The sequence below is a fragment of the Thermostichus sp. MS-CIW-30 genome (assembly GCF_054058015.1).
Genome location: NZ_JBSRZW010000014.1, coordinates 1 through 17,521 on the forward strand (window position 1 = coordinate 1; position 17,521 = coordinate 17,521).

General features: G+C 58.8%; 17 protein-coding genes. 7 read left to right on the plus strand and 10 right to left on the minus strand.

The window, feature by feature from the left end; genetic code table 11:
• Positions 1–178 precede the first annotated feature (178 nt).
• Entirely contained in the window at positions 179–2,128 is a 1,950-nt protein-coding gene (locus ACVWXW_RS07660; RefSeq protein WP_457403417.1) for an acetate--CoA ligase family protein, read from the minus strand.
• 376 nt (positions 2,129–2,504) lie between these two features.
• Complete coding sequence (locus ACVWXW_RS07665) at positions 2,505–2,654, minus strand: hypothetical protein (RefSeq protein WP_011429585.1); 150 nt, start codon at positions 2,652–2,654, stop codon at positions 2,505–2,507.
• Positions 2,655–2,788: 134 nt separating this feature from the next.
• On the opposite strand from ACVWXW_RS07665, the gene ACVWXW_RS07670 reads away from it, so the two are divergent.
• Complete coding sequence (locus ACVWXW_RS07670; protein ID WP_457403418.1) at positions 2,789–4,033, plus strand: Era-like GTP-binding protein; 1,245 nt, start codon at positions 2,789–2,791, stop codon at positions 4,031–4,033.
• Here ACVWXW_RS07670 and lipA read toward each other — a convergent pair.
• The 4 genes from lipA to ACVWXW_RS07690 form a co-directional block, all read right to left on the minus strand.
• Complete coding sequence (gene lipA, locus ACVWXW_RS07675) at positions 4,030–4,884, minus strand: lipoyl synthase (RefSeq protein WP_414424038.1); 855 nt, start codon at positions 4,882–4,884, stop codon at positions 4,030–4,032. The two genes, ACVWXW_RS07670 and lipA, sit on opposite strands and share 4 nt — an antisense overlap.
• A 221-nt stretch (positions 4,885–5,105) precedes the next feature.
• On the minus strand, positions 5,106–5,600 hold the full coding sequence (locus tag ACVWXW_RS07680) for a DUF4079 domain-containing protein (protein ID WP_011429588.1): 495 nt from the start codon (positions 5,598–5,600) through the stop codon (positions 5,106–5,108).
• A gap of 56 nt (positions 5,601–5,656) precedes the next feature.
• Positions 5,657–6,850: an RNA-guided endonuclease InsQ/TnpB family protein gene (locus ACVWXW_RS07685; RefSeq protein WP_457403419.1), complete on the minus strand. Its 1,194-nt coding sequence runs from the start codon at positions 6,848–6,850 to the stop codon at positions 5,657–5,659.
• A gap of 230 nt (positions 6,851–7,080) precedes the next feature.
• Positions 7,081–7,317 carry a DUF3148 domain-containing protein gene (locus ACVWXW_RS07690; protein WP_011429589.1) on the minus strand — a complete coding sequence of 79 codons (237 nt, stop codon included), beginning with the start codon at positions 7,315–7,317 and terminating at the stop codon, positions 7,081–7,083.
• A 510-nt stretch (positions 7,318–7,827) separates the two neighbouring features.
• Between ACVWXW_RS07690 and ACVWXW_RS07695 the strand changes: the two genes are divergently transcribed.
• The 4 genes from ACVWXW_RS07695 to ACVWXW_RS07710 all read left to right on the plus strand — a co-directional run bounded on the left by ACVWXW_RS07695 (position 7,828) and on the right by ACVWXW_RS07710 (position 11,075).
• The gene (locus ACVWXW_RS07695; RefSeq protein WP_414399082.1) at positions 7,828–8,049 is read left to right on the plus strand and encodes a DUF2949 domain-containing protein; all 222 of its coding nucleotides are present in this window, start codon (positions 7,828–7,830) and stop codon (positions 8,047–8,049) included.
• 262 nt (positions 8,050–8,311) lie between these two features.
• Positions 8,312–9,112, plus strand: a complete 801-nt coding sequence (gene mazG / locus ACVWXW_RS07700; RefSeq protein ID WP_457403454.1) for a nucleoside triphosphate pyrophosphohydrolase — start codon at positions 8,312–8,314, stop codon at positions 9,110–9,112.
• 422 nt (positions 9,113–9,534) lie between these two features.
• A complete protein-coding gene (locus tag ACVWXW_RS07705; protein ID WP_457403455.1) occupies positions 9,535–10,476 on the plus strand; it encodes a transglutaminase family protein in 942 nt (313 codons plus the stop codon).
• 92 nt (positions 10,477–10,568) lie between these two features.
• On the plus strand, positions 10,569–11,075 hold the full coding sequence (locus tag ACVWXW_RS07710; protein WP_011434437.1) for a hypothetical protein: 507 nt from the start codon (positions 10,569–10,571) through the stop codon (positions 11,073–11,075).
• Positions 11,076–11,084: 9 nt separating this feature from the next.
• Here the strand turns inward: ACVWXW_RS07710 and ACVWXW_RS07715 are convergent, their stop codons facing one another.
• Positions 11,085–13,811: a CBS domain-containing protein gene (locus tag ACVWXW_RS07715; protein WP_457403420.1), complete on the minus strand. Its 2,727-nt coding sequence runs from the start codon at positions 13,809–13,811 to the stop codon at positions 11,085–11,087.
• A gap of 231 nt (positions 13,812–14,042) precedes the next feature.
• Positions 14,043–14,591 carry a ribosome recycling factor gene (gene frr, locus ACVWXW_RS07720; RefSeq protein WP_011429597.1) on the minus strand — a complete coding sequence of 183 codons (549 nt, stop codon included), beginning with the start codon at positions 14,589–14,591 and terminating at the stop codon, positions 14,043–14,045.
• A 237-nt stretch (positions 14,592–14,828) separates the two neighbouring features.
• On the opposite strand from frr, the gene ACVWXW_RS07725 reads away from it, so the two are divergent.
• A complete protein-coding gene (locus ACVWXW_RS07725) occupies positions 14,829–15,407 on the plus strand; it encodes a hypothetical protein (protein ID WP_457403421.1) in 579 nt (192 codons plus the stop codon).
• A gap of 13 nt (positions 15,408–15,420) precedes the next feature.
• Here ACVWXW_RS07725 and recR read toward each other — a convergent pair whose 3' ends face one another.
• Both recR and ACVWXW_RS07735 read right to left on the minus strand, forming a co-directional pair.
• Complete coding sequence (gene recR, locus ACVWXW_RS07730; RefSeq protein ID WP_414374697.1) at positions 15,421–16,020, minus strand: recombination mediator RecR; 600 nt, start codon at positions 16,018–16,020, stop codon at positions 15,421–15,423.
• A gap of 35 nt (positions 16,021–16,055) precedes the next feature.
• Positions 16,056–16,391, minus strand: coding sequence for a YbaB/EbfC family nucleoid-associated protein (locus tag ACVWXW_RS07735; RefSeq protein ID WP_414344527.1), 336 nt, complete (start codon positions 16,389–16,391; stop codon positions 16,056–16,058).
• A gap of 221 nt (positions 16,392–16,612) precedes the next feature.
• Between ACVWXW_RS07735 and ACVWXW_RS07740 the strand changes: the two genes are divergently transcribed.
• Positions 16,613–17,509: a carbohydrate ABC transporter permease gene (locus ACVWXW_RS07740; RefSeq protein ID WP_414329037.1), complete on the plus strand. Its 897-nt coding sequence runs from the start codon at positions 16,613–16,615 to the stop codon at positions 17,507–17,509.
• Positions 17,510–17,521: the final 12 nt, after the last annotated feature.

The following is a 17,521-nucleotide window of genomic DNA, read 5'->3' on the forward strand; positions in this document are numbered from 1 at the left end:
ACTTGGCTCATAAGTTCATTGTACTTCATCAAAGCGCATTCCTCCCGGCACTGACCCTACGGGTACAGTGCGGGGCTCCTGCGATTTCTAGCTGACTGGCTGGCCGGCCTTTTTCCCCAGCAGGGATCCCTTGTTTTGCCTACCCTTTTACAAGAATCTGAAGAAAATCCAAAACCCCTCAGCCAGACCAGTTCTTCAGCATCTGGCTAATGGTTCTGCAGATGATCCGCAGGGTCATGGAGCGCAGCAGGATCCCCATCTGAAGGTCTGTCCCCGGCAATTCAAATCGCTCCGCCTGGCCCGCCACCGTCAAAGTTAGGGTGGATCCCCGCTGCAGGAAGAGGGCGCCGCCGGGGTTGAGATCCCGTTTCAGGGTTTGCAGCTCTTGATCGGAGGGATCCCGCAGCACCACCAGATCGCTGCCTTCGTAGGCCAAGCCCTCCCGCTCCAGGGTCTCTGCGTCGGCTTCCGCCAAAAGCAGATCCAGTTGGGGATGGCGCAGCAGGGTTTTCACCTGGCGAAAGAGGCTGCCCTGCAGGGGTCTAGAGCTGTGGTTTAGCAGCACGCCCTCCCGACAGACGGATCCCACACATGCGTTGGGGCGGTGGGACAAAATATGCTCCACCAAGGTGTGCGCCTCCGCCAAGGTGAGGCGGTTAAAGGTCAAAATCGGGATGCGGGCCGTCTTGGGAAACAGATGGTCGAGGATTGCCCCCGGCACATCCACTCCCGCGCCAATGGCAGGTTTTTGGTGCATGAGCACACCCGGCGCAGCATTGATCTCGATAATCCCCAGGGATCCCTCCTTCCAGGAGCGCTCCAGGCTGGGGGCAATGACATCGATGCCCAAGCACACCAGCGAGAACTGCTGGGCAATGGTTTGGGCCAAAACCACGTTGTCGGGATGGACGGTGGCCGTGACATCGCGGCTCACTCCTCCCGCCGAGAGATTGGATACCTTGCGCAGATAGACCGTCCGCCCCGGTTCCAGCACACTGTCCACTGTCAAGCCTTGCTCTGCCAGAAAGCGCTCCATTGCCTCATCCCATTGGATCGGCCCCAGGGGAGAAGTGGGGGTATCCCAACGGACGGGATCCCGGTTGGCCTGCTCGATGAGCTGCCCGATGGTGCTTTGGCCATCTCCCGTCACTGAGGCGGGGCGTCGTTCCGTGGCCGCCACAAAGCGGCCTCCCACACACAACAGGCGAAAATCGGTGCCCTGCAGATGCTTTTCCAGGATCAGTCGGATGGGCTCCTCAGGGGGAAGGGCTGCCACGGCTACCTCGTAGGCAAAGGCCAGTTCTTCCGGGGTTTGAATGCCTGCTGTTACCCCTATCCCCTTGTGGCCGGCCACCGGCTTGAGCACCACCGGATAGCCGATTTCTTGCGCTTGCTGCAAAGCTTCTGCCAAAGAGGCGACCACCTCTCCCTGGGGCACGGGGAACCCTTGCGCCGCCAGAAAGGCTTTGCAATCGTCTTTGCGGGTGGTGAAGTCAGAGTCGAGATGGCTGTCGCAGTGAAAGGTGGTGGCCACCCCTCGCACCTGGTTGCGACCATAGCCATACTGCATCACCCCTTCATCCCATAGGTAGTAGGTCGGGATCCCGCGTTCGTGAGCAGCCCGCAGGAGGGCATAGACCGTCGGCCCGCCGTACACCGAGTCGCGAAACAATTGCTGCAGGCGGCGCATCTCCCCTTCAACGTCGAAGGGCTCCCCCTGGGCGATGGCTTCCAGCCAATCCCAAGCAAAATAAACCGCGGCACGAGTGGTACGGCCATGCAAGGTCTGCACCGCGATGCGCACATACTCTGGAAACAGGTGACAGCTCCACTTCTGCAAGTGGAGATCCATCTGCAACCGGTTCACCTCCGTCACCAGCCGGGCAAACAAGTGGGCGTAGGAAGGATAAGATCCCTCCTGCAACTGGGGGAAATGGAAGCAGACCTTGGACAGGTAGACATCAATGGGCAGCGGCTGTGGGCACTGGGTAAGGGCAAAGTCGAAGGTGAAAGCGGCTGTATTGAGATAGGGGTTAGGGCCGAGATAATGCTTCAGGTTGAAAATGTCGAAAACATCCGACTCGCGCGCGTTGATGCGGGGCACGCCCGCCGCCTCCTGCAAAACCATAGCCGGCCTCAAGAGAAGGGAAACAACGACCTCAGCGCGGGGAAAACCCAGCTCTCCCGGCTGGGGCCGCTTCCATTATTCCCGATCCGGCCCCCATCCCCGGCGGCTTGCCCTCGCAGCATAAGGGATCCCAGCTAGCCTTTTGCTGGTCAATTAACAGTTGCCTGACAGGCAACTTGGTAACTTGGAAAACCCTTCCCACCCTCTGATCGGGTTGGGGTTATTTCGAGTTGCAGTGCAACTGTTTGCCAATTCTGGGATCCCCTCTCCTCATAATGGGCAAGGGGCTGGGAGTGCTTGCCTGTAGCAGTGCTAGAGGAATGCCTCAGACTTAGACTTGTTCGGAATCACCTAACGATGGGCTTGCCAAGTTGGACTAGCGAAGGGCGCTCAGAAGCACAACATCCATAACCAGCAGCGCCCCAGCAAAGGCCAGCAGGCTGCGCACGATCTGGCGCTCTTGCTTAGAACGATGGGATCCACCCACACGAAGCCATTTCAGAGATTGGGGAAGGCGGTACAACATAGGAAAGTCGGCGGAACCCTAGGGTGATCATGCCCTATTTTGTGGGGTTTGGATTCCCCACGCTGGGGGGGAGAAACGGCTAGCCCTGAGGGGCAATTCCCTCTAGAGTGAGGGTTAGTCCATTGCCCCTGTCTATGACCACTCCCTTGACCCAAGCCGAAACCGTTTTGCAAAGGTGCTGGGATCATTGGCAATCTCTGGCCAGCCGTCGGGATTTACAACCGGAGTTCAGGGCTCTATCCACTTTGCGCAAGCGCCTCACCGCGCGGCTGTTTTCCATTGCGGTGTTTGGGCTGGTCAACCGTGGCAAGTCGGCCGTCCTGAACGCCCTAACCGGCGAGGAGCGATTGAAGGTGGGCCCCCTCAATGGGGTCACTCAGCAGCCCCAATCCCTGCTGTGGCAGCCGGAGCCAGGGATCCCTTGGCGGGTGAGGCTGGTGGATACTCCGGGTTTGAACGAAGTGGAAGGAGAAGCCCGCGAACAGTTGGCCTGGGATGTGGCCCGCTCGGCGGATTTGATCGTGTTTGTCATCGCCACCGACCTGACCCAGTTGGAATACCAAGCTCTCTCGGAGCTGCGCACTCTATACAAGCCCATCCTGCTGGTGTTGAACAAATGCGATCTCTACTCCGAAGCGGAGTTGCAGGCCATTTGTGCCCAGATCAGCCGCCACCTAGGCTGGGTATCGCCGCAGGAGATTTTGACCGTGGCCGCTTGCCCAAAACCTCTGAAAGTCCGCACCCACTGGCCGGATGGCCGCATTACTTTGGAATGGGAACGGCCTGCACCCCAAATTGAAGCCTTGCGGGGGCGAATTCTGCAGATTTTGCAAACCGAGGCGGGATCCCTCCTGGCTTTGAATGTGTTGAAGCGGCTGGATCGGGTTCAGGCTCAGATTTTGGAAAAACAGTGGCAGCATCATGCCCGCTTTGTGGAGCAATGGGGCCAAGCTGTCGCCCTCGGCAAGGGGATTGTGGTGGGCTTGGCTCCGCTGGGGTTGGATTTGCTGTTGGCCCCACTGCTGGATGGCCTTTGGCTGTTGGGCTTGGGAGTGCGGCTTCACCTACCCCGGACGGCCTTGTGGAGGGGGCTGGTCTCCTTTCGCGAGGGGCTGTGGCGACCGCTGCTGCTCAATGGGGCTTTGCTGCTGCTAGCAGAAGGAGTAAGTTCCTGGCTGTGGGGAGGCTGGGGCAACGGCCTCTTGCCGGGTCTGGTGGCGGGGGTCAGCCTGTATCGCCTGGGATCCCTGGCGCCGCAGGTGCTCAGCCAGTTTGCAGCACAAGCGTTTGGCCTGGAAGCGGGCCTTCGTGCCTTGATCGGACGGGAAAGGTTGGCTATGACAGACTGCACAGCCTCTCTGCCAAGCTCCCTGGCCTAGTTCTCAACCATTTCGGCAGCGTGGTAGGAGCTGCGCACCAATGGCCCTGAGCGCACCTGGCGAAACCCCATCTGGCGGGCTATCTGGCCCAGCTCGGCAAACTCTTCCGGAGTCCAGTAGCGTTCCACAGGGCGATGGGCCAAGGAAGGTTGTAGGTATTGCCCCAGAGTCAGACGATCGCATCCCACCGCCAGCAGATCCCGGAAAGTTTCCAGCACTTCTGCGCGGGTCTCCCCATGCCCCAGCATCAGCCCAGACTTGGTGGGTAATCCAGGATTCAGCTCCTTGACCGTTCGCAAAACCCGCAAGGACAAGTCGTAGCCGGAGCTGCGCCGTACTGCCTGGGAGAGGCGTCGCACCGTTTCGATGTTGTGGTTGTAGCAAACAGGCTGGGCAGCCACCACACGGGCAATGCACTCGCGATCCCCGCGAAAGTCGGGGGTGAGCACCTCGATCTGGGTGCCGGGGCAGCGCCGCCGAATTGCCTCGATGACCTCCACAAAGCGACCGGATCCCTGGTCGGGCAGATCGTCGCGGGCCACCGAGGTGAGTACCACATAGCTGAGCCCCAGCAGCTCAACCGCCTCGGCCACTTTCTCCGGCTCTGTGGGATCCAACGGTGCGGGCCGTCCACTGGCCACCTGGCAAAAAGAGCAGGCGCGGGTACAGATCCCTCCCATCAGCAGAAATGTAGCGGTTTTTTGGCTGTAGCACTCGGCTCGATTTGGACAGCGCCCCTCCTCACAAATGGTGTGCAGGCCCCGCTGCTTGATCACCTGCTGCACCGCTGAAGTCTCGCTGGCTTTGCCGATGGAACGCTTGACCCAACTGGGAAGAGGGCTAACCGACATAGGGAGAACCGTTGCGTTAACTGGGTATCGGCAACAAGACTGCGCCCCTCTACAGCCGAAGGGTGCAGCGCCTGCTCTGCCATTCTGACATGATGAAGCTCTGGGTTCCGAAAAGGGGAGGCCGAAGTCTTTGGGTCGACGGACTTCTCGGCTCGCACCAGCGGGACAAAGTCCTCCCAAAGCTCAGCCCTGTTCAGGGTTGCATGGGTCTTTCGGGGAGATTAAGCCACCTGGGGTGTGGTCAGCATTTGGTTGACGATGCGCTGCACAATCTGAAAGCCGGTCACCGCCTGCCAACCCAAGATCGCCAGGATCACCACGTTTAATAGGACATGCACATTACGCGCCCAGACCTTTTGCCCGTCTTTCATCAGCGGTGCTAGAGCCGCAGAGCTGGCCACCAAGGCCACAATGCCCAACCCAGCCAGCAGGTGAGGCCCAACAAACAGCTTGCCATTGTTCAGGTAGGTAACCCCCATGCCGCCCAGCGCCCCGAACACCATCAACACCAAGAACAGGGATCCGGCGAGGAAATGCCGCTGACCAAACTTCCCTTTGATCAGCTCCTTGCGTTCTTCTGCCGAGGCAGTGCGCACCCGTCGCGCTTGCAGACCCAGGTAAAGGGCATACAGGGCCAGCGCAAATGCCAAAATCATCAGCACAGGATGAAAGAAAGGCAAGGCCAGTTCTAGCCAGCGAGGAAGTTGAATGCTCATAGAGACCGCGGGAAGAAAGAGGAAGACGCCCCCAAATTAACATGAGTTAACGTAAACTACCCGACCCTGACTGCTTCGCAGTACAGGGCGGGCTTTCGGTAGCCCTGCAGTTGGCAAGCCAACCACGAACCTCTAGGCTGGTTTACAGCAGCCCCCAAAAGCGCAATCACATTCGCACCATTCAAATCCGCATCCCCTTCCCATCCACAGTGTCCACACTTAAACTTCTTTCCACTGCGATAGGATTGCGCAGGATCGGGATGGATGTGCAAACACCGGTGGCAGGTCTGCGACGTGTAGGCAGGCGGCACAAGAACCAGAGAAACCCCTGCACGCAGAGCCTTGTACTCCAAAAATTGACGGAGTTGATAAAACGCCCAACTATTTGCCCGCCTACGCTCTGTCTTGCTGCGTGGCTGTTGATTGACCCTTTCCCGAATCCCTGTCAAGTCTTCCAGAGCAAGAGCGCTATTTGTCGCCTTTGCCCTAGAGACAATAGCTTTGGAGATGCGATGATTGACCCACACTTGAAAGCGTCTCTCCTTGCCAGACAGCCGTTGCAACAGTTGACGGCATCTGCGCCGCGAACTGCGTGTGCCCTTACTGGCTTTGCGTTGGAGTACCGCCCTCAACCGGGAGTAGTGGTCTCGGATTCGGTTCAACTGCTGTCCATTCCAGTTGTCCCCCTCTGACGTATGGGCAATATCTGTCCTTCCCAAGTCCACCCCCAGCACTCTACCCGTGCGTTGCGGTGGGCACGGTTCCGTTTCCACACAGATCTGAATGGAGTAGGAGCCGTCTTTACGCTTGACCAGAGTGGCAGATTTGGGATTGGAGCCCGCCAGCCGTTCTCTCTGGTAGCGGCCAATCGCCAGCCCAAAGCGCTCTCGACCCCCAACCGTGGTCAGCGACACCGTCCAGTCTTTCTCGCGGAACGAAAAGATACGGGCATCGTAGGTCGCAAAGCCTCTCTTGAACGCTTTGACCGGACGGTTTTTCTGTCGGGCAACTTTACGGGCACCGGCCAGCCGTCTGCAGACCTGCTGGGCCAGATTACTGGACAAGCCAAACCGAGCGCGAATCTGGTAATAGCAAAGGGACTGGAGTTTGACTGCGTTGACTACTTTTTCTGGTGTGTTTTGGTTGACCCAGTTCAACGCCTGCACAAAGGCATCCATTGTCGCATCCAACTTTGCGGCTTGCGACTGGGACACCTTGAGCTTGCAGGAGACGGTCAGGACTTGGGTCATGGTTCTATCGTAACTTCCGCATTCCTCCCGACACTGACCCTACGGGTACAGTGCGGGGCTCCTGCGATTTCTAGCTGAGCTCGCTGAAGCGTCAGAAGCGGCTAGCCGCGGTTCAGGCTATCGCGAAAGTCCGCCGGCCAGTTGAAGGCTCGCTTCTGCAGAAAGCTGCCAGCTCCCAAATCTAAAGGCCGGCAAACCCATCCAGCTGGCTCGGAGGAGAAATGGGCGTGTCAGGACAGGGATCCCACCGGCGCGAGATATTTTCCGTCTATGAGAAAGATGCCATTGGCAAACTGCACACTGTAGGTGCCCAACAGCCGCCGCTGCAGGATCACCCCTTGTTCGTGCAAGCGGATCAAATGGGCCGGGCGCAACATCGGCATTGGGTCAGCCGTTTTTAGGTAAGGAGGCATCTCCACCACTTGAACCGTTGCCCCCACTGGCAGTAAACCCTGGGCTTCAGACATAACGGGAGTCCATGTGGCAAGTGTCTCTAGCTTAGCTGAACGTAGGACGATGTATGCCCAAAACCGAACCCGAGCAGGATGACAGCATTAGGGCAGATCCCAGAGGAGCCGAACAGATTGGATCCCCGAAGAATTGTTGTAAGATTTTTATCAAGCACGAGGATTCAACGAGATAAAAAGGTAACATCTTGCAAGGTGAGTTGGTTTTTCCCACAAAGAAAAAGCAGTCGGCCTTTCGGGGTGCTGCCAACTGATCGCCAATTTGCTACCATACCATGAACTCTTGGTACCCATTTTTTGTGTCCTTGGATACGGAAACCTCATTTGCCGAGGCAATTTAGGGGTTCTCTTGTCCTGGAGCTGTGGGCGCAGCGCTTAGCAAGCTCGCCTTCGGCCTACGCACCAGCCAGATCTTTGCCGAAATTCTGTAGAAGTGTTAAGAATAGTTACATTGGTTTGCTATCTTCTCAGTTTTCATAGTCGTCCTTACTTCAGCGCTGCGAAACGACCATGCTAGATCCCATTCCCCCCCCAGCCCTTGAGGAATATCTCTTGCAAACGGGCATCATCGACCGTTCTCAACTGAGCCTGGCCAAGAAGCTGCAGCATCGCCAGCAAGGGCCGTTGCTGATGATCCTTTTGGAGTTGAGTTTCATCGATCTGGAGCAGCTCAGCCGCCTTTTGGATTTGGGCCGCGCCTACCCTTTTGATCATGCTGCAAACGCTGGATAGTCTTCAGCCCAACTGGCAACAGGCTCTGGCTCGGTGGTTCGCTGCTGAGCAGGGATCCCTGCTGCTGAAAAGCTGTGGGGGCCAGGATCTGGCGAAGCTGCGCAGTGTTTTGCAACAGATCTGTTCTCCTGTCCAGTCTGTTACGTTGCTAACAGAAGACTTGGAGGTGGTGGCCGGCCCATTGACGCTCCAAAGCTGGGATCCTCAAGCGACGGGCCATTTTGCCCACCTTTATCTGGAGCGTTCCGCCTCTAGCTCACACATGAGTCGTTTGGCGGCTATTGTTGCTCGGTTGCGCGCTCCCGACGGGTGTCCTTGGGATCGGGCCCAAACTCCAGAGTCTCTTACCCCCTACATTCTTGAAGAAGCGTATGAGACGGTAGCTGCCATTCGAGCCGGGGATCCGGCAGCAATTGCCGAAGAGCTGGGGGATTTGTTGTTGCAGGTGGTGTTGCAGTCTCAGATCTTTGCCGAGCAGAACCACTTTGATCTGGAAGCTGTGGCTGCGGGAATTGCCGATAAGCTCATCCGCCGTCACCCCCATGTGTTTGGGGATGCTGTGCCGGCAGACCTTCCGGAGTTGCACCGCTCTTGGGAACAGATCAAGCAAGGGGAGCGACCGGATCAAAGCCTTGGCCAAAAACTGCTGCACTATGCCCAAAGTTTGCCTCCCCTAATGGCTGCCCTGAAAATTTCCTGCAAAGTGGTGGGGGCAGGGTTTGAGTGGCCAACGGTGGAGGGGATCTGGGCCAAGATCCGCGAGGAAGAAGCCGAGCTGCGTCGAGAATTGGAGAGGGATCCCCCCGATCCAACTCGGCAGGAAGCCGAACTGGGGGATCTGCTTTTTGCCCTGGTCAACTTGGGCCGTTGGTATGGTTTGGATGCTGCCCAAGCTCTAACCCAAACCAACCTGCGCTTTGCTCGCCGTTTTTTGCGCATGGAAGAGCTGGCTCAGGAACCAGCGGGATCCCTGCCCGGCGATGGCATAAGCTCCCTTCTGAAAGGACGCAGTTTCCAGGAGCTGGAAGTCCTCTGGCAACAGGCCAAGCAAGAATATCCCTAGTTTGGATATGGGGTTGAGCTGGCGCTGGCTTTGAGGGGGTATCCGCCCACACAGTCTTGGGGCAAGTTCTCTTTGTAGGGTAGGAGCTGTTCTGAGCACCTGTCTCTATGTCGGCTATGTCTCCAGTTTCTTTCCTTGAGCAGGCTGGGGCTTGGATTGAATGCCTGCCCACATGCCAGAATGCAGCAAACCCCCCTCGCTATGCTCCTGTACGGGCCGGGGAGTATATTCGCTCTAAGCTGAAGGTTTCGATGATTGGGGAGGTAGGGCAGAGCTCTCGGAGATCTCAAACTCAGATAAAGTTTCAAAGCTCCCCGGCAGAGGATACAGCTACCTCCTGGCTTTGATTCGAGAGCAGTTTGGGTTACCTGATCTCAAGGCTCGGCTGCCTGTGGTGAAACCTCTTGCCCGTCATTTGGCCTGTGCAAATTCAGATCCGCCATCTCATCGAATATCGCTACAGTCGTCCAGTCCAACTGGAGCCCCACACGGTGCGATTGCGACCGCGCTGCGACGGGATCCAAACTCTCCTGGCTTTTGAGTTGCAGGTGGATCCGCAGCCGGTGGGCCAATCGGCGCTGGTGGACCTGGAGGGCAACGCGGCGGTTCGGCTCTGGTTTGGGGATCCCACCGAGCACTTGCGCATCCAAACTCAGGCCACGGTGCTCACCCTGCGGCAGAATCCCTTCGACTACCTGCTCTGCGATTGGGCCACCCATCTCCCCATCGACTATCCCAGCACGCTGGCAGCCCAATTACAGCCTTATCTGACGGCTCAGGCGGATCCCGGCATCCAGGCCTTGGCCTGGGAGCTATGGGATCACGTGCAGGGGGAAACGACAGCTTTTCTGCCGGCGCTGAACCAGCGCATCTATTCAGAATGCCGCCACATCTTGCGGGAAAAGGGGGATCCCTGGCCTGCCGGCTTGACCTGGCATCGCAAAACCGGAGCCTGCCGCGATTTGGCCCTGGTGTTCATGGAGGTCTGCCGTACGGTAGGCTTGGCCGCGCGCTTTGTCAGTGGCTACCAGGTCAGCCCCTCGCAGCCTTCGGGGGAGAGCAGGGGTGGAGAACCCCCAGAGCCTGTGCGCCGTCATTTGCACGCTTGGGCGGAGGTGTACTTGCCGGGGGCCGGTTGGCGGGGCTTTGATCCCACCCAGGGGTTGGCCGTGGCCGATGGTCATGTGGCTTTGGCGGCCAGCGCTTATCCCAGAGATGCTGCCCCCATTTACGGCCATTGGCTGGGCAGGGGCGTTCACAGCAGCATGAGCTACACCATCCACATTCAGGCGGGATCTTCTGCGCAAAGCCAAGCCCAGCTTGCTGCAGACAGCCTTAGCACTTCACCAAAAGTGCGGAGCTGAAGTTGTAGAGCGTCAACTTGGCCGGATCCCAAAGCGGAAATTTGAGATAGCATAGCCTAGCCAAGATCTAGAGAATCTGCCGAGGGATCCCGTTGACCCAGTCTATTGATGTCCCCACCAGCGTTGATACGTTTTTGCAGGAGTTGGCCGCCATTCAGCAAGTTGGGCCGAAGCGAGTGGCCATCCTGGGCAGTCGTCATGTGCCCATTACCCATCAGTATTTGATCGAGACCCTCAGTTATGCCCTGGCCCTTACCGGCAATCAGATCCTCACCTCTGGGGCCATTGGCACCAACTTGGCCGTCATTCGGGGGGCGATGCGGGCGGACATGAAGTCCTTGACGGTGATCTTGCCGCAGAGTTTGGAGCGACAGCCGGCAGAGTCGCGGGCCAGCCTGGAGCAGGTGCTGCATCTGGTGGAGCATCCGGAAAACGACCATCTTCCCTTGGCGGAGGCCAGCCGCCTGTGCAACCTGGAGATCATCAGCAAGTGCCAGCAGTTGATCTGCTTTGTCTTCCACGACAGCGTCACGCTGCTGGATGCCTGCAAGCATGCTGAGGAACAACACAAGTTGGTCACTCTCTTCTATTTCGACTGATTTGCCCTTCTACTTTCTTCCTCGGTATTGAGCTTGCGGCAGGGGGAAGTGTTCTTGTAGCCAGGCTTCAGCTTCTGCCGGGGTGGTGAGTTCGCCGTTCAGGGTGAGGCAACGCAGTTGCTCCAAAATGGCTTGGAAGGGGCGACCTGGCTTATAACCCAGACGACGCAGATCGTGGCCGTTGAGCAGCGGCTTTACCCAGTACCACTCCTGCAAATAGCGCCAGATCAGCCGCCGGGCCGGCTTGGGGGCGATCCCAGCCAACAAAATCACCGCCGGGATCCGCAGCCCCTGCAGCAGTTGCACCACCTGGGCCGGAGAGAGGGTGCCGGGATCCAATTGGGCCAACAGGGTTTGGTAATAGGAGGAATGGCTGAGGCGTTCGATGCCTGCTTGGGTGAGGTGGAGTTGGCTGGCCACCTGGGGGGCTTGGGGCAGCGTGAGGAGGAGAGCCTCTAGGCGCAGTTGCCAGATCTCCTGGGATCCCAGCTCAGGATAGCGGCGGCGAAAGTGATAAGCCCAGCGGCCCACCCGTTGCAACCGCCGGCACAGGGAGGGATCCCACTCCAGGTCGGGGTGAATACAGCGCAAAGCCCCCCATTCTGCCAGCCGCTCAAAGGCTTGGGGCCAATCGCGGGATCCGAGAATGTAGGCCAGCTCCTGCTTGAGGCGATCCCCGCCGACGGCATCGTGCAGACCACTGGCCACGGCAGCGCGGATCCATTTTTCTGTGGTCGAGTCCAGGGCGAAGCCCAAGCGCACCGCAAAGCGCACCGCCCGATAAATGCGGGTGGGATCCTCGATGAAGCTGTTGGGGTGCAATGCCCGGATGATCCCCTGTTGCAGATCTGCTTGTCCGCCGAAAAAATCCAGCACCTGTCCTCGCTGGGGGCCGTTGAGGCGCAAGGCCAAGGCGTTGATGGAAAAATCCCGCCGATAGAGGTCTTGCTGAATGGATCCCATGGCCACTTCGGGGGGAGAGGCCGGGTAGGGATAAAACTCCGTGCGGGCGCTGGCGATATCCACACAAAAGCCTCCTGGCCAGATCAAGGCCGCCGTTTGGAATTTGCCGTGGATCTCCAGCCGCGCTTCTGGGAAGTGCTGTTTGAGCGCTTGTCCCAAAATCAAGCCCCAGCCCGGGGGATCGATCCCATCCAGGGCCGGAGAGTAGGGCCCATCCACCACCAAGTCCAGATCCAGCCGCTCCAGGTTGGGTGAGGGCTGCCGTCCCCACCGATGCAGCAGCAGATCCCGCACCGTTCCCCCTACCAGATACAACCTCAGGCCCTTTTCATCGGCGAGGCGGGCGGCCTGCTCCAGCAACTGTCGATGCCGCTCCGAAAGAGCGGCGAAGGTGAGATCCAAAGGGCAGGAAAGGGTGGGCAAAGCCAACTGCGGTGAGAGGGCCGGCAACTCGTGTAGGTGCCGCAACACATCGGTGCGAGTTACAATGCCCACCAACTGTCCATCCTGGAGAACCGGCAGGCGGCCAATATCCCACTGCACCATCAACCGCTGAATCTCCGCCAAGGGGGTGTCGGGGGAGAGGGTTTTCACGTCGGTGGTCATGTAGCCCTTGACGGGGGCATGGCCAAACCCGTGATGCAGGGCGATATCGATATCCCGCCGCGAGATCACCCCCACCAGGCGACCTTGAGCGTCCACCACCACCAGGCCGGAATGGCCGTAGCGCAGCAGCACCCGCTGGGCCTCGTCGATGGTGATCTCCGGTCGGATGGTGCGCACCGGAGCCGACATCAAATCTTTGGCCGTCACCGGGGGCGGGATCCGCTCTTGGACAGCCTGCCTGAGGGCCGCCATGACTTGGGCCGGGTCGGGCAAAGGCTGCTCTGGGCTGGCTTTTAACGTGGCTGCTGCAGCACAATCGTGTCCACCGCCGCCGTAGAGGGCCATCACCCTGCCCAACTGGGCAAACTCCTGCCGCGCCCGCCCGATCAGGCTGAGCCGCTCCCCCTGCCGCGCCACCAAGAGCAGCACATCCACTCCCGTCAGATCCATCAGCCGCATCACCAGGCCGGCCAAGCCGGGCACAAACTCCGGCAGCTCCAGCAGCCATTCTCCCAGGCGATACTCCCCCACCTGCTGCACCTGCATCTGGGCCAACCCCTGGCTGAGCAGCTCGCGCATCTCTGGGGTGAGGCCATCCCCCAAAAAGCGCCGCAACAAGACCAGGTTCACCCCCTGATCCAACAGCCAGCTCAGGGCAGCAGCATCGCGGGCGGTGGTCTCCGGGAAGGTCAGGGATCCCGTATCCATGTGAATGCCCAAAGCCAGCGCCAGCCGCTCAAAAGGGCTGAGAGGGATCCCAGCAGCCTGCAGCCGCTCCACCAGCAAGGTACAGGTGGCCCCCACGGCCTCGATATGACAGTTCACCTGCTGCTGCGGCCAAAAGCCATCCGGTGGGGTTTCCGGATCCCTGAGGTGATGGTCGAAAATCTCGATTTGGGTGCCGGGGACGCTCAACCAAGCGGCAGCTTTTCCCAAGCGATCCGGATCGTGACAATCCACCACAATCCACCGCTGCACCTGTCCCGGATCCACAGAGCGCAGCTCGATGAGGGGAAATTCATCTCGGTACAAGGCCAAAAACTCCTGCACCCCCGGCAGGGATCCCCCGGTCAAGGCGATGCGGGCACCCGGATACAGGCGCGCCGCTCCCACCGCCGCCCCCAGGGTGTCGAAATCCGCCGATTGATGGCACAGGATCAGATCCATTGCGGCAAGAGTTGTCGTTTTCCCCCCTTCCATCCTGGCCTAAGCCGGGATCCCTCTTGTTGGAATCGGACAAGAAGAAATGAAGGGCTGCTCAACTCCGAGGGGCAAGTGGAAACCTTGAAGTTTCGGGATGCGTGTCGAGTTTTGATCAAAAAATGGGGTCTTTAACCCCGTCCTACGGCTATGCAGAAGCAGGCCAGTAGCGTGGGGAGTTATGTCCACAAGGAGCTTTTACAGCGTCGTCAGCTCCTTTTCTTTTTCTGCCAGCAGCTCATCGATCTTCTTAATGTAGCGGTCAGTTAGTTTCTGGATGGCATCCTGCAAGCTTTTGGACTCATCTTCAGACAGCTCGCCGTTTTTCTCCCGCTTGCGCACCGAGTCGATGCCATCCCGCCGGATGTTGCGGATCGAGACTCGCCCCTCTTCGGCCAGCTTGGCCACCTGTTTGCTCAGCTCTTTGCGCCGCTCTTCTGTCAGGGGGGGAATGGTGAGCCGCACCACCTTGCCGTCGTTGCTGGGGGTTAGACCTAGGTCAGAGGCAACAATGGCCCGCTCAATGGCCGCCAGGGTCGAGGGATCAAAGGGCTGGATCAAGAGAGTGCTGGAGTCTGGCGTGGTGAGGCTGGCCAGGGCCTTGAGGGGAGTGGGCACGCCGTAGTACTCCACCTGAATGCGATCCAGCAGGCTGGAATTGGCCCGCCCGGTGCGTACCGTATTAAAGGAGCGCTGTGTGGCTTGCACAGCTTTGTTCATCAACTCCTCAATCTCAGCTAGCTCCACGGGGTTTTCCTCGCTTTCAAAATCAGTTTCCAGATATCAGGCTCTGGCAGCAAACCTGGCTCCTCTACGGTGAGCCTGACCTCAATTTTACTGCCTTGTCTTAGGATCCCGTTCCCCAAAGCTGCACCTGCAGCTGGCGAATTTCCGCAAAATGCCCCCCAGTGGGATAGTACGAGCTCAAAGCTTTTCTTAGACTGGTATAGGCTTTACTGCACAATACAGGCACGACGAAGTTTTATGCCCTCTCGTCAAGTTTGTTCTTCAACGGCCCTAGCCTGGCTGATCGGCAGCTTGAGTCTCTTGGGTTTTGGAGCGGCTGCGGCAGCCTTAGAGCTGCAGATTGTCTCCCCCAACGCCTATAAAGTGCCCTACCTGGGAATTGATGGTGTTTTCACTCTGGATACGTCCCTGGAACAATCGGCCAACGATCCGCGCAATCCGAAGCGGGTGAAGTTCGAGAAGATGGAGTTCTTCTCCTTCTACGCCGATCTGGAGGGGAAAAAGCCCCTGGCGGAAAATTGTCGCTACGCCTATCGGGGGGCTGCGCCGGATCCCTTCTACTACCCTGAGCGCTCCTTAAGTTCCATCTGGGATTTGTTTCAGTTGCGGCCTGGAGCAGACGCCAGTTGCGAGACCTTCACCTATGTGATTCTGCGGGCACCCCACGGGGATCCGGTGCACATGCACCTGCGCTACGGAGGCCGCAACAGCAGCTTCCAGGAACTTCTGAACATCAGCACTCTGCCGGAGGATCCTGCCAACTTCAACCCCTGGTGGAGCACCTACTGCGCGGAGGGGGTAACCGGCTGCGATTGATGGGCTGGGCGGCTCACAACTCCTGCCGGGCTTCCAGGGCACGGGCCAGGGTGACCTCGTCGGCGTATTCCAGCTCGGATCCCATGGGCAGGCCGAAGGCCAGGCGGGTCATGCGCAAGGTGGGGGCAACCGGCTTCAGGTAATCCTTGACCACGTGCATGGTTACTTCCCCCTCTACGCTGGGGCTGATGGCAAAGATCAGCTCCTGCGGTTTTTCCCGTGCCACCCGAGCCACCAGCTCGCGGATGTGCAGTTGATCGACCCCGATCCCGTTCATGGGGGAGATGAGGCCGCCCAAAACGTGGTAGAGCCCCTTGAACTCGCGGGTGCGCTCCATCGCAATCAAGTCTTTGACGTCGGCCACCACGCACCACAGCAAGGGATCCCGCTGTGGCGAACGGCAAATCTCACAGGGATCCTCCGCCGACCAGTTGAAGCAGATGGAACAGTGCCGAACGGTTTGCTTGGCTTCCAGCAGGGCTTTGGCCAGGGCCTCGATCTCGCCGGCAGGCCGGTTGATCAAGTGGAGAGCTAGGCGCTGAGCGGTTTTGGAGCCAATGCCGGGCAGCCGTTGCAGCTCTTCGATGAGGCGAGCCAAGGGGCGAGTGTACATACAGAGTTAAGCAAGCGGGGTTAAGCAAGTGGGGCTCAACCCAGTCCCAACCCCGGCAGACTGATGTTTCCGGTCAGCTCTTCCATGCGTTTGCGCATCGTCTCGGCAGATTGGGTGTAGGCGTTCACCATCGCCGTCAGGAGCAAGTCCTCTACCACATCCACCGACTCCTGGAGAATCTGGGGATCCAGAGAGACCTTAAGGGGTTCTTGGTTGCCGTTTACCGTCACTTTCACCAGCCCATTGCCGGCTTCGCCGACGATCTCCATCTCCTCTAGCTCTTTTTGCAGCCTTTGAGCGCCATCGCGCACCTCTTGGGCTTTCTTGAGCGCTTCTTGGATTTTGCCGAAGGGGCCAAAGCCTCGAGTCATGGGATCCTCTCTTGGGTTATCCAGATACTGCTGTTCTACTCTACCCGTTTCCCCATCGCCGGTGAAAGCACTCGCAAGTCTGGGCAGAGGTGCTCCGCACCGCTAAGGCGACCGGCCTTCCTTAGGTTGCCCTTAACTCTGGCAGATTATCCTCACAAGAGAAGCCGAAGATCGACCCAGAAACTCCATCTGCTCATCAGCGTTTGCTGTCCGGAGGTGCCATGGCCCAACTGTTGCAGGATCCCCGATCTCAAGTAGCCCAGCCCAGTTCAACTCGGGTGGAGCCTTCTCCCTGGCGTTGGCGGCGCTGGATCCCGGAGCGTTGGTATGTGCATTTGGGCCTGGTGCTGGCCTGCTTGGTTCTGGGATTTCCGGTGTTGTACGCCCTGCTCGTGAGCACCCAGAACAATGCCGAGGTGTTCCGCTATCAATTGACCTTTGGCTCCTCTTTTGCCTTCAACTGGCATCAGGTGATGGTGGCGCGGCACTTGGGCCACTACATGGTCAACAGCACCATCGTGGCGGTGGCGATCACCGTGGGCAAGACGGTTTTGTCGCTGCTAGCCGGGCTGGCCTTTGTGTACTTCCGCTTTCCCGGCAAAGGGCTGGCCTTCGGCTTTGTGCTGATCACGCTGATGATGCCCACCGAAATCTTGATTATTGCCCTGCTGCGATTGGTCACCAACTTGGGCTGGGGATCCACCTACTACGCTTTAATCGTGCCCTTTCTGGCCAGCGCCACGGCCACGTTTTTGTTCCGCCAGCATTTTTCCAACATTCCCCGCGAGCTGGCGGAGGCCGCCCAACTGGACGGGGCCAACCCGCTGCAATTTCTCACCCAGGTGCTGATCCCCTTGAGCTGGAACGCCATCGGGGCGCAGGCGGTGATTCACTTCGTTTACGCTTGGAATATGTACCTGTGGCCCCGCTTGATCGTGCAAGGCCGAGAGCGACAAGTGGTGCAGGTGGGGCTGCAATCCCTGCTCAATCTGGATAGCTCGGCCTCCTATGGCCCCATGATGCTGGGGGCGATCATCGCCAGTATCCCGCCGCTGCTGGTGTTTATTGCGCTGCAGAAGCCCTTCATGAGCGGGTTAGCCCTCAATCGCGACAAGTAAGCCCTTAGGTTC

Coding starts and splice junctions, on each gene's coding strand:
- ACVWXW_RS07690 (WP_011429589.1), bottom strand. CDS start 7,317: ATGTCTGAAGCCCAGGGTTTACTGCCAGTGGGGGCAACGGTTCAAGTG.
- ACVWXW_RS07715 (WP_457403420.1), bottom strand. CDS start 13,811: ATGGATCTGATCCTGTGCCATCAATCGGCGGATTTCGACACCCTGGGG.
- ACVWXW_RS07695 (WP_414399082.1), top strand. CDS start 7,828: ATGCTAGATCCCATTCCCCCCCCAGCCCTTGAGGAATATCTCTTGCAA.
- lipA (WP_414424038.1), bottom strand. CDS start 4,884: ATGTCGGTTAGCCCTCTTCCCAGTTGGGTCAAGCGTTCCATCGGCAAA.
- ACVWXW_RS07685 (WP_457403419.1), bottom strand. CDS start 6,850: ATGACCCAAGTCCTGACCGTCTCCTGCAAGCTCAAGGTGTCCCAGTCG.
- ACVWXW_RS07680 (WP_011429588.1), bottom strand. CDS start 5,600: ATGAGCATTCAACTTCCTCGCTGGCTAGAACTGGCCTTGCCTTTCTTT.
- ACVWXW_RS07735 (WP_414344527.1), bottom strand. CDS start 16,391: ATGACTCGAGGCTTTGGCCCCTTCGGCAAAATCCAAGAAGCGCTCAAG.
- ACVWXW_RS07660 (WP_457403417.1), bottom strand. CDS start 2,128: ATGGTTTTGCAGGAGGCGGCGGGCGTGCCCCGCATCAACGCGCGCGAG.
- ACVWXW_RS07670 (WP_457403418.1), top strand. CDS start 2,789: ATGACCACTCCCTTGACCCAAGCCGAAACCGTTTTGCAAAGGTGCTGG.
- mazG (WP_457403454.1), top strand. CDS start 8,312: ATGAGTCGTTTGGCGGCTATTGTTGCTCGGTTGCGCGCTCCCGACGGG.
- ACVWXW_RS07665 (WP_011429585.1), bottom strand. CDS start 2,654: ATGTTGTACCGCCTTCCCCAATCTCTGAAATGGCTTCGTGTGGGTGGA.
- ACVWXW_RS07725 (WP_457403421.1), top strand. CDS start 14,829: ATGCCCTCTCGTCAAGTTTGTTCTTCAACGGCCCTAGCCTGGCTGATC.
- recR (WP_414374697.1), bottom strand. CDS start 16,020: ATGTACACTCGCCCCTTGGCTCGCCTCATCGAAGAGCTGCAACGGCTG.
- ACVWXW_RS07740 (WP_414329037.1), top strand. CDS start 16,613: ATGGCCCAACTGTTGCAGGATCCCCGATCTCAAGTAGCCCAGCCCAGT.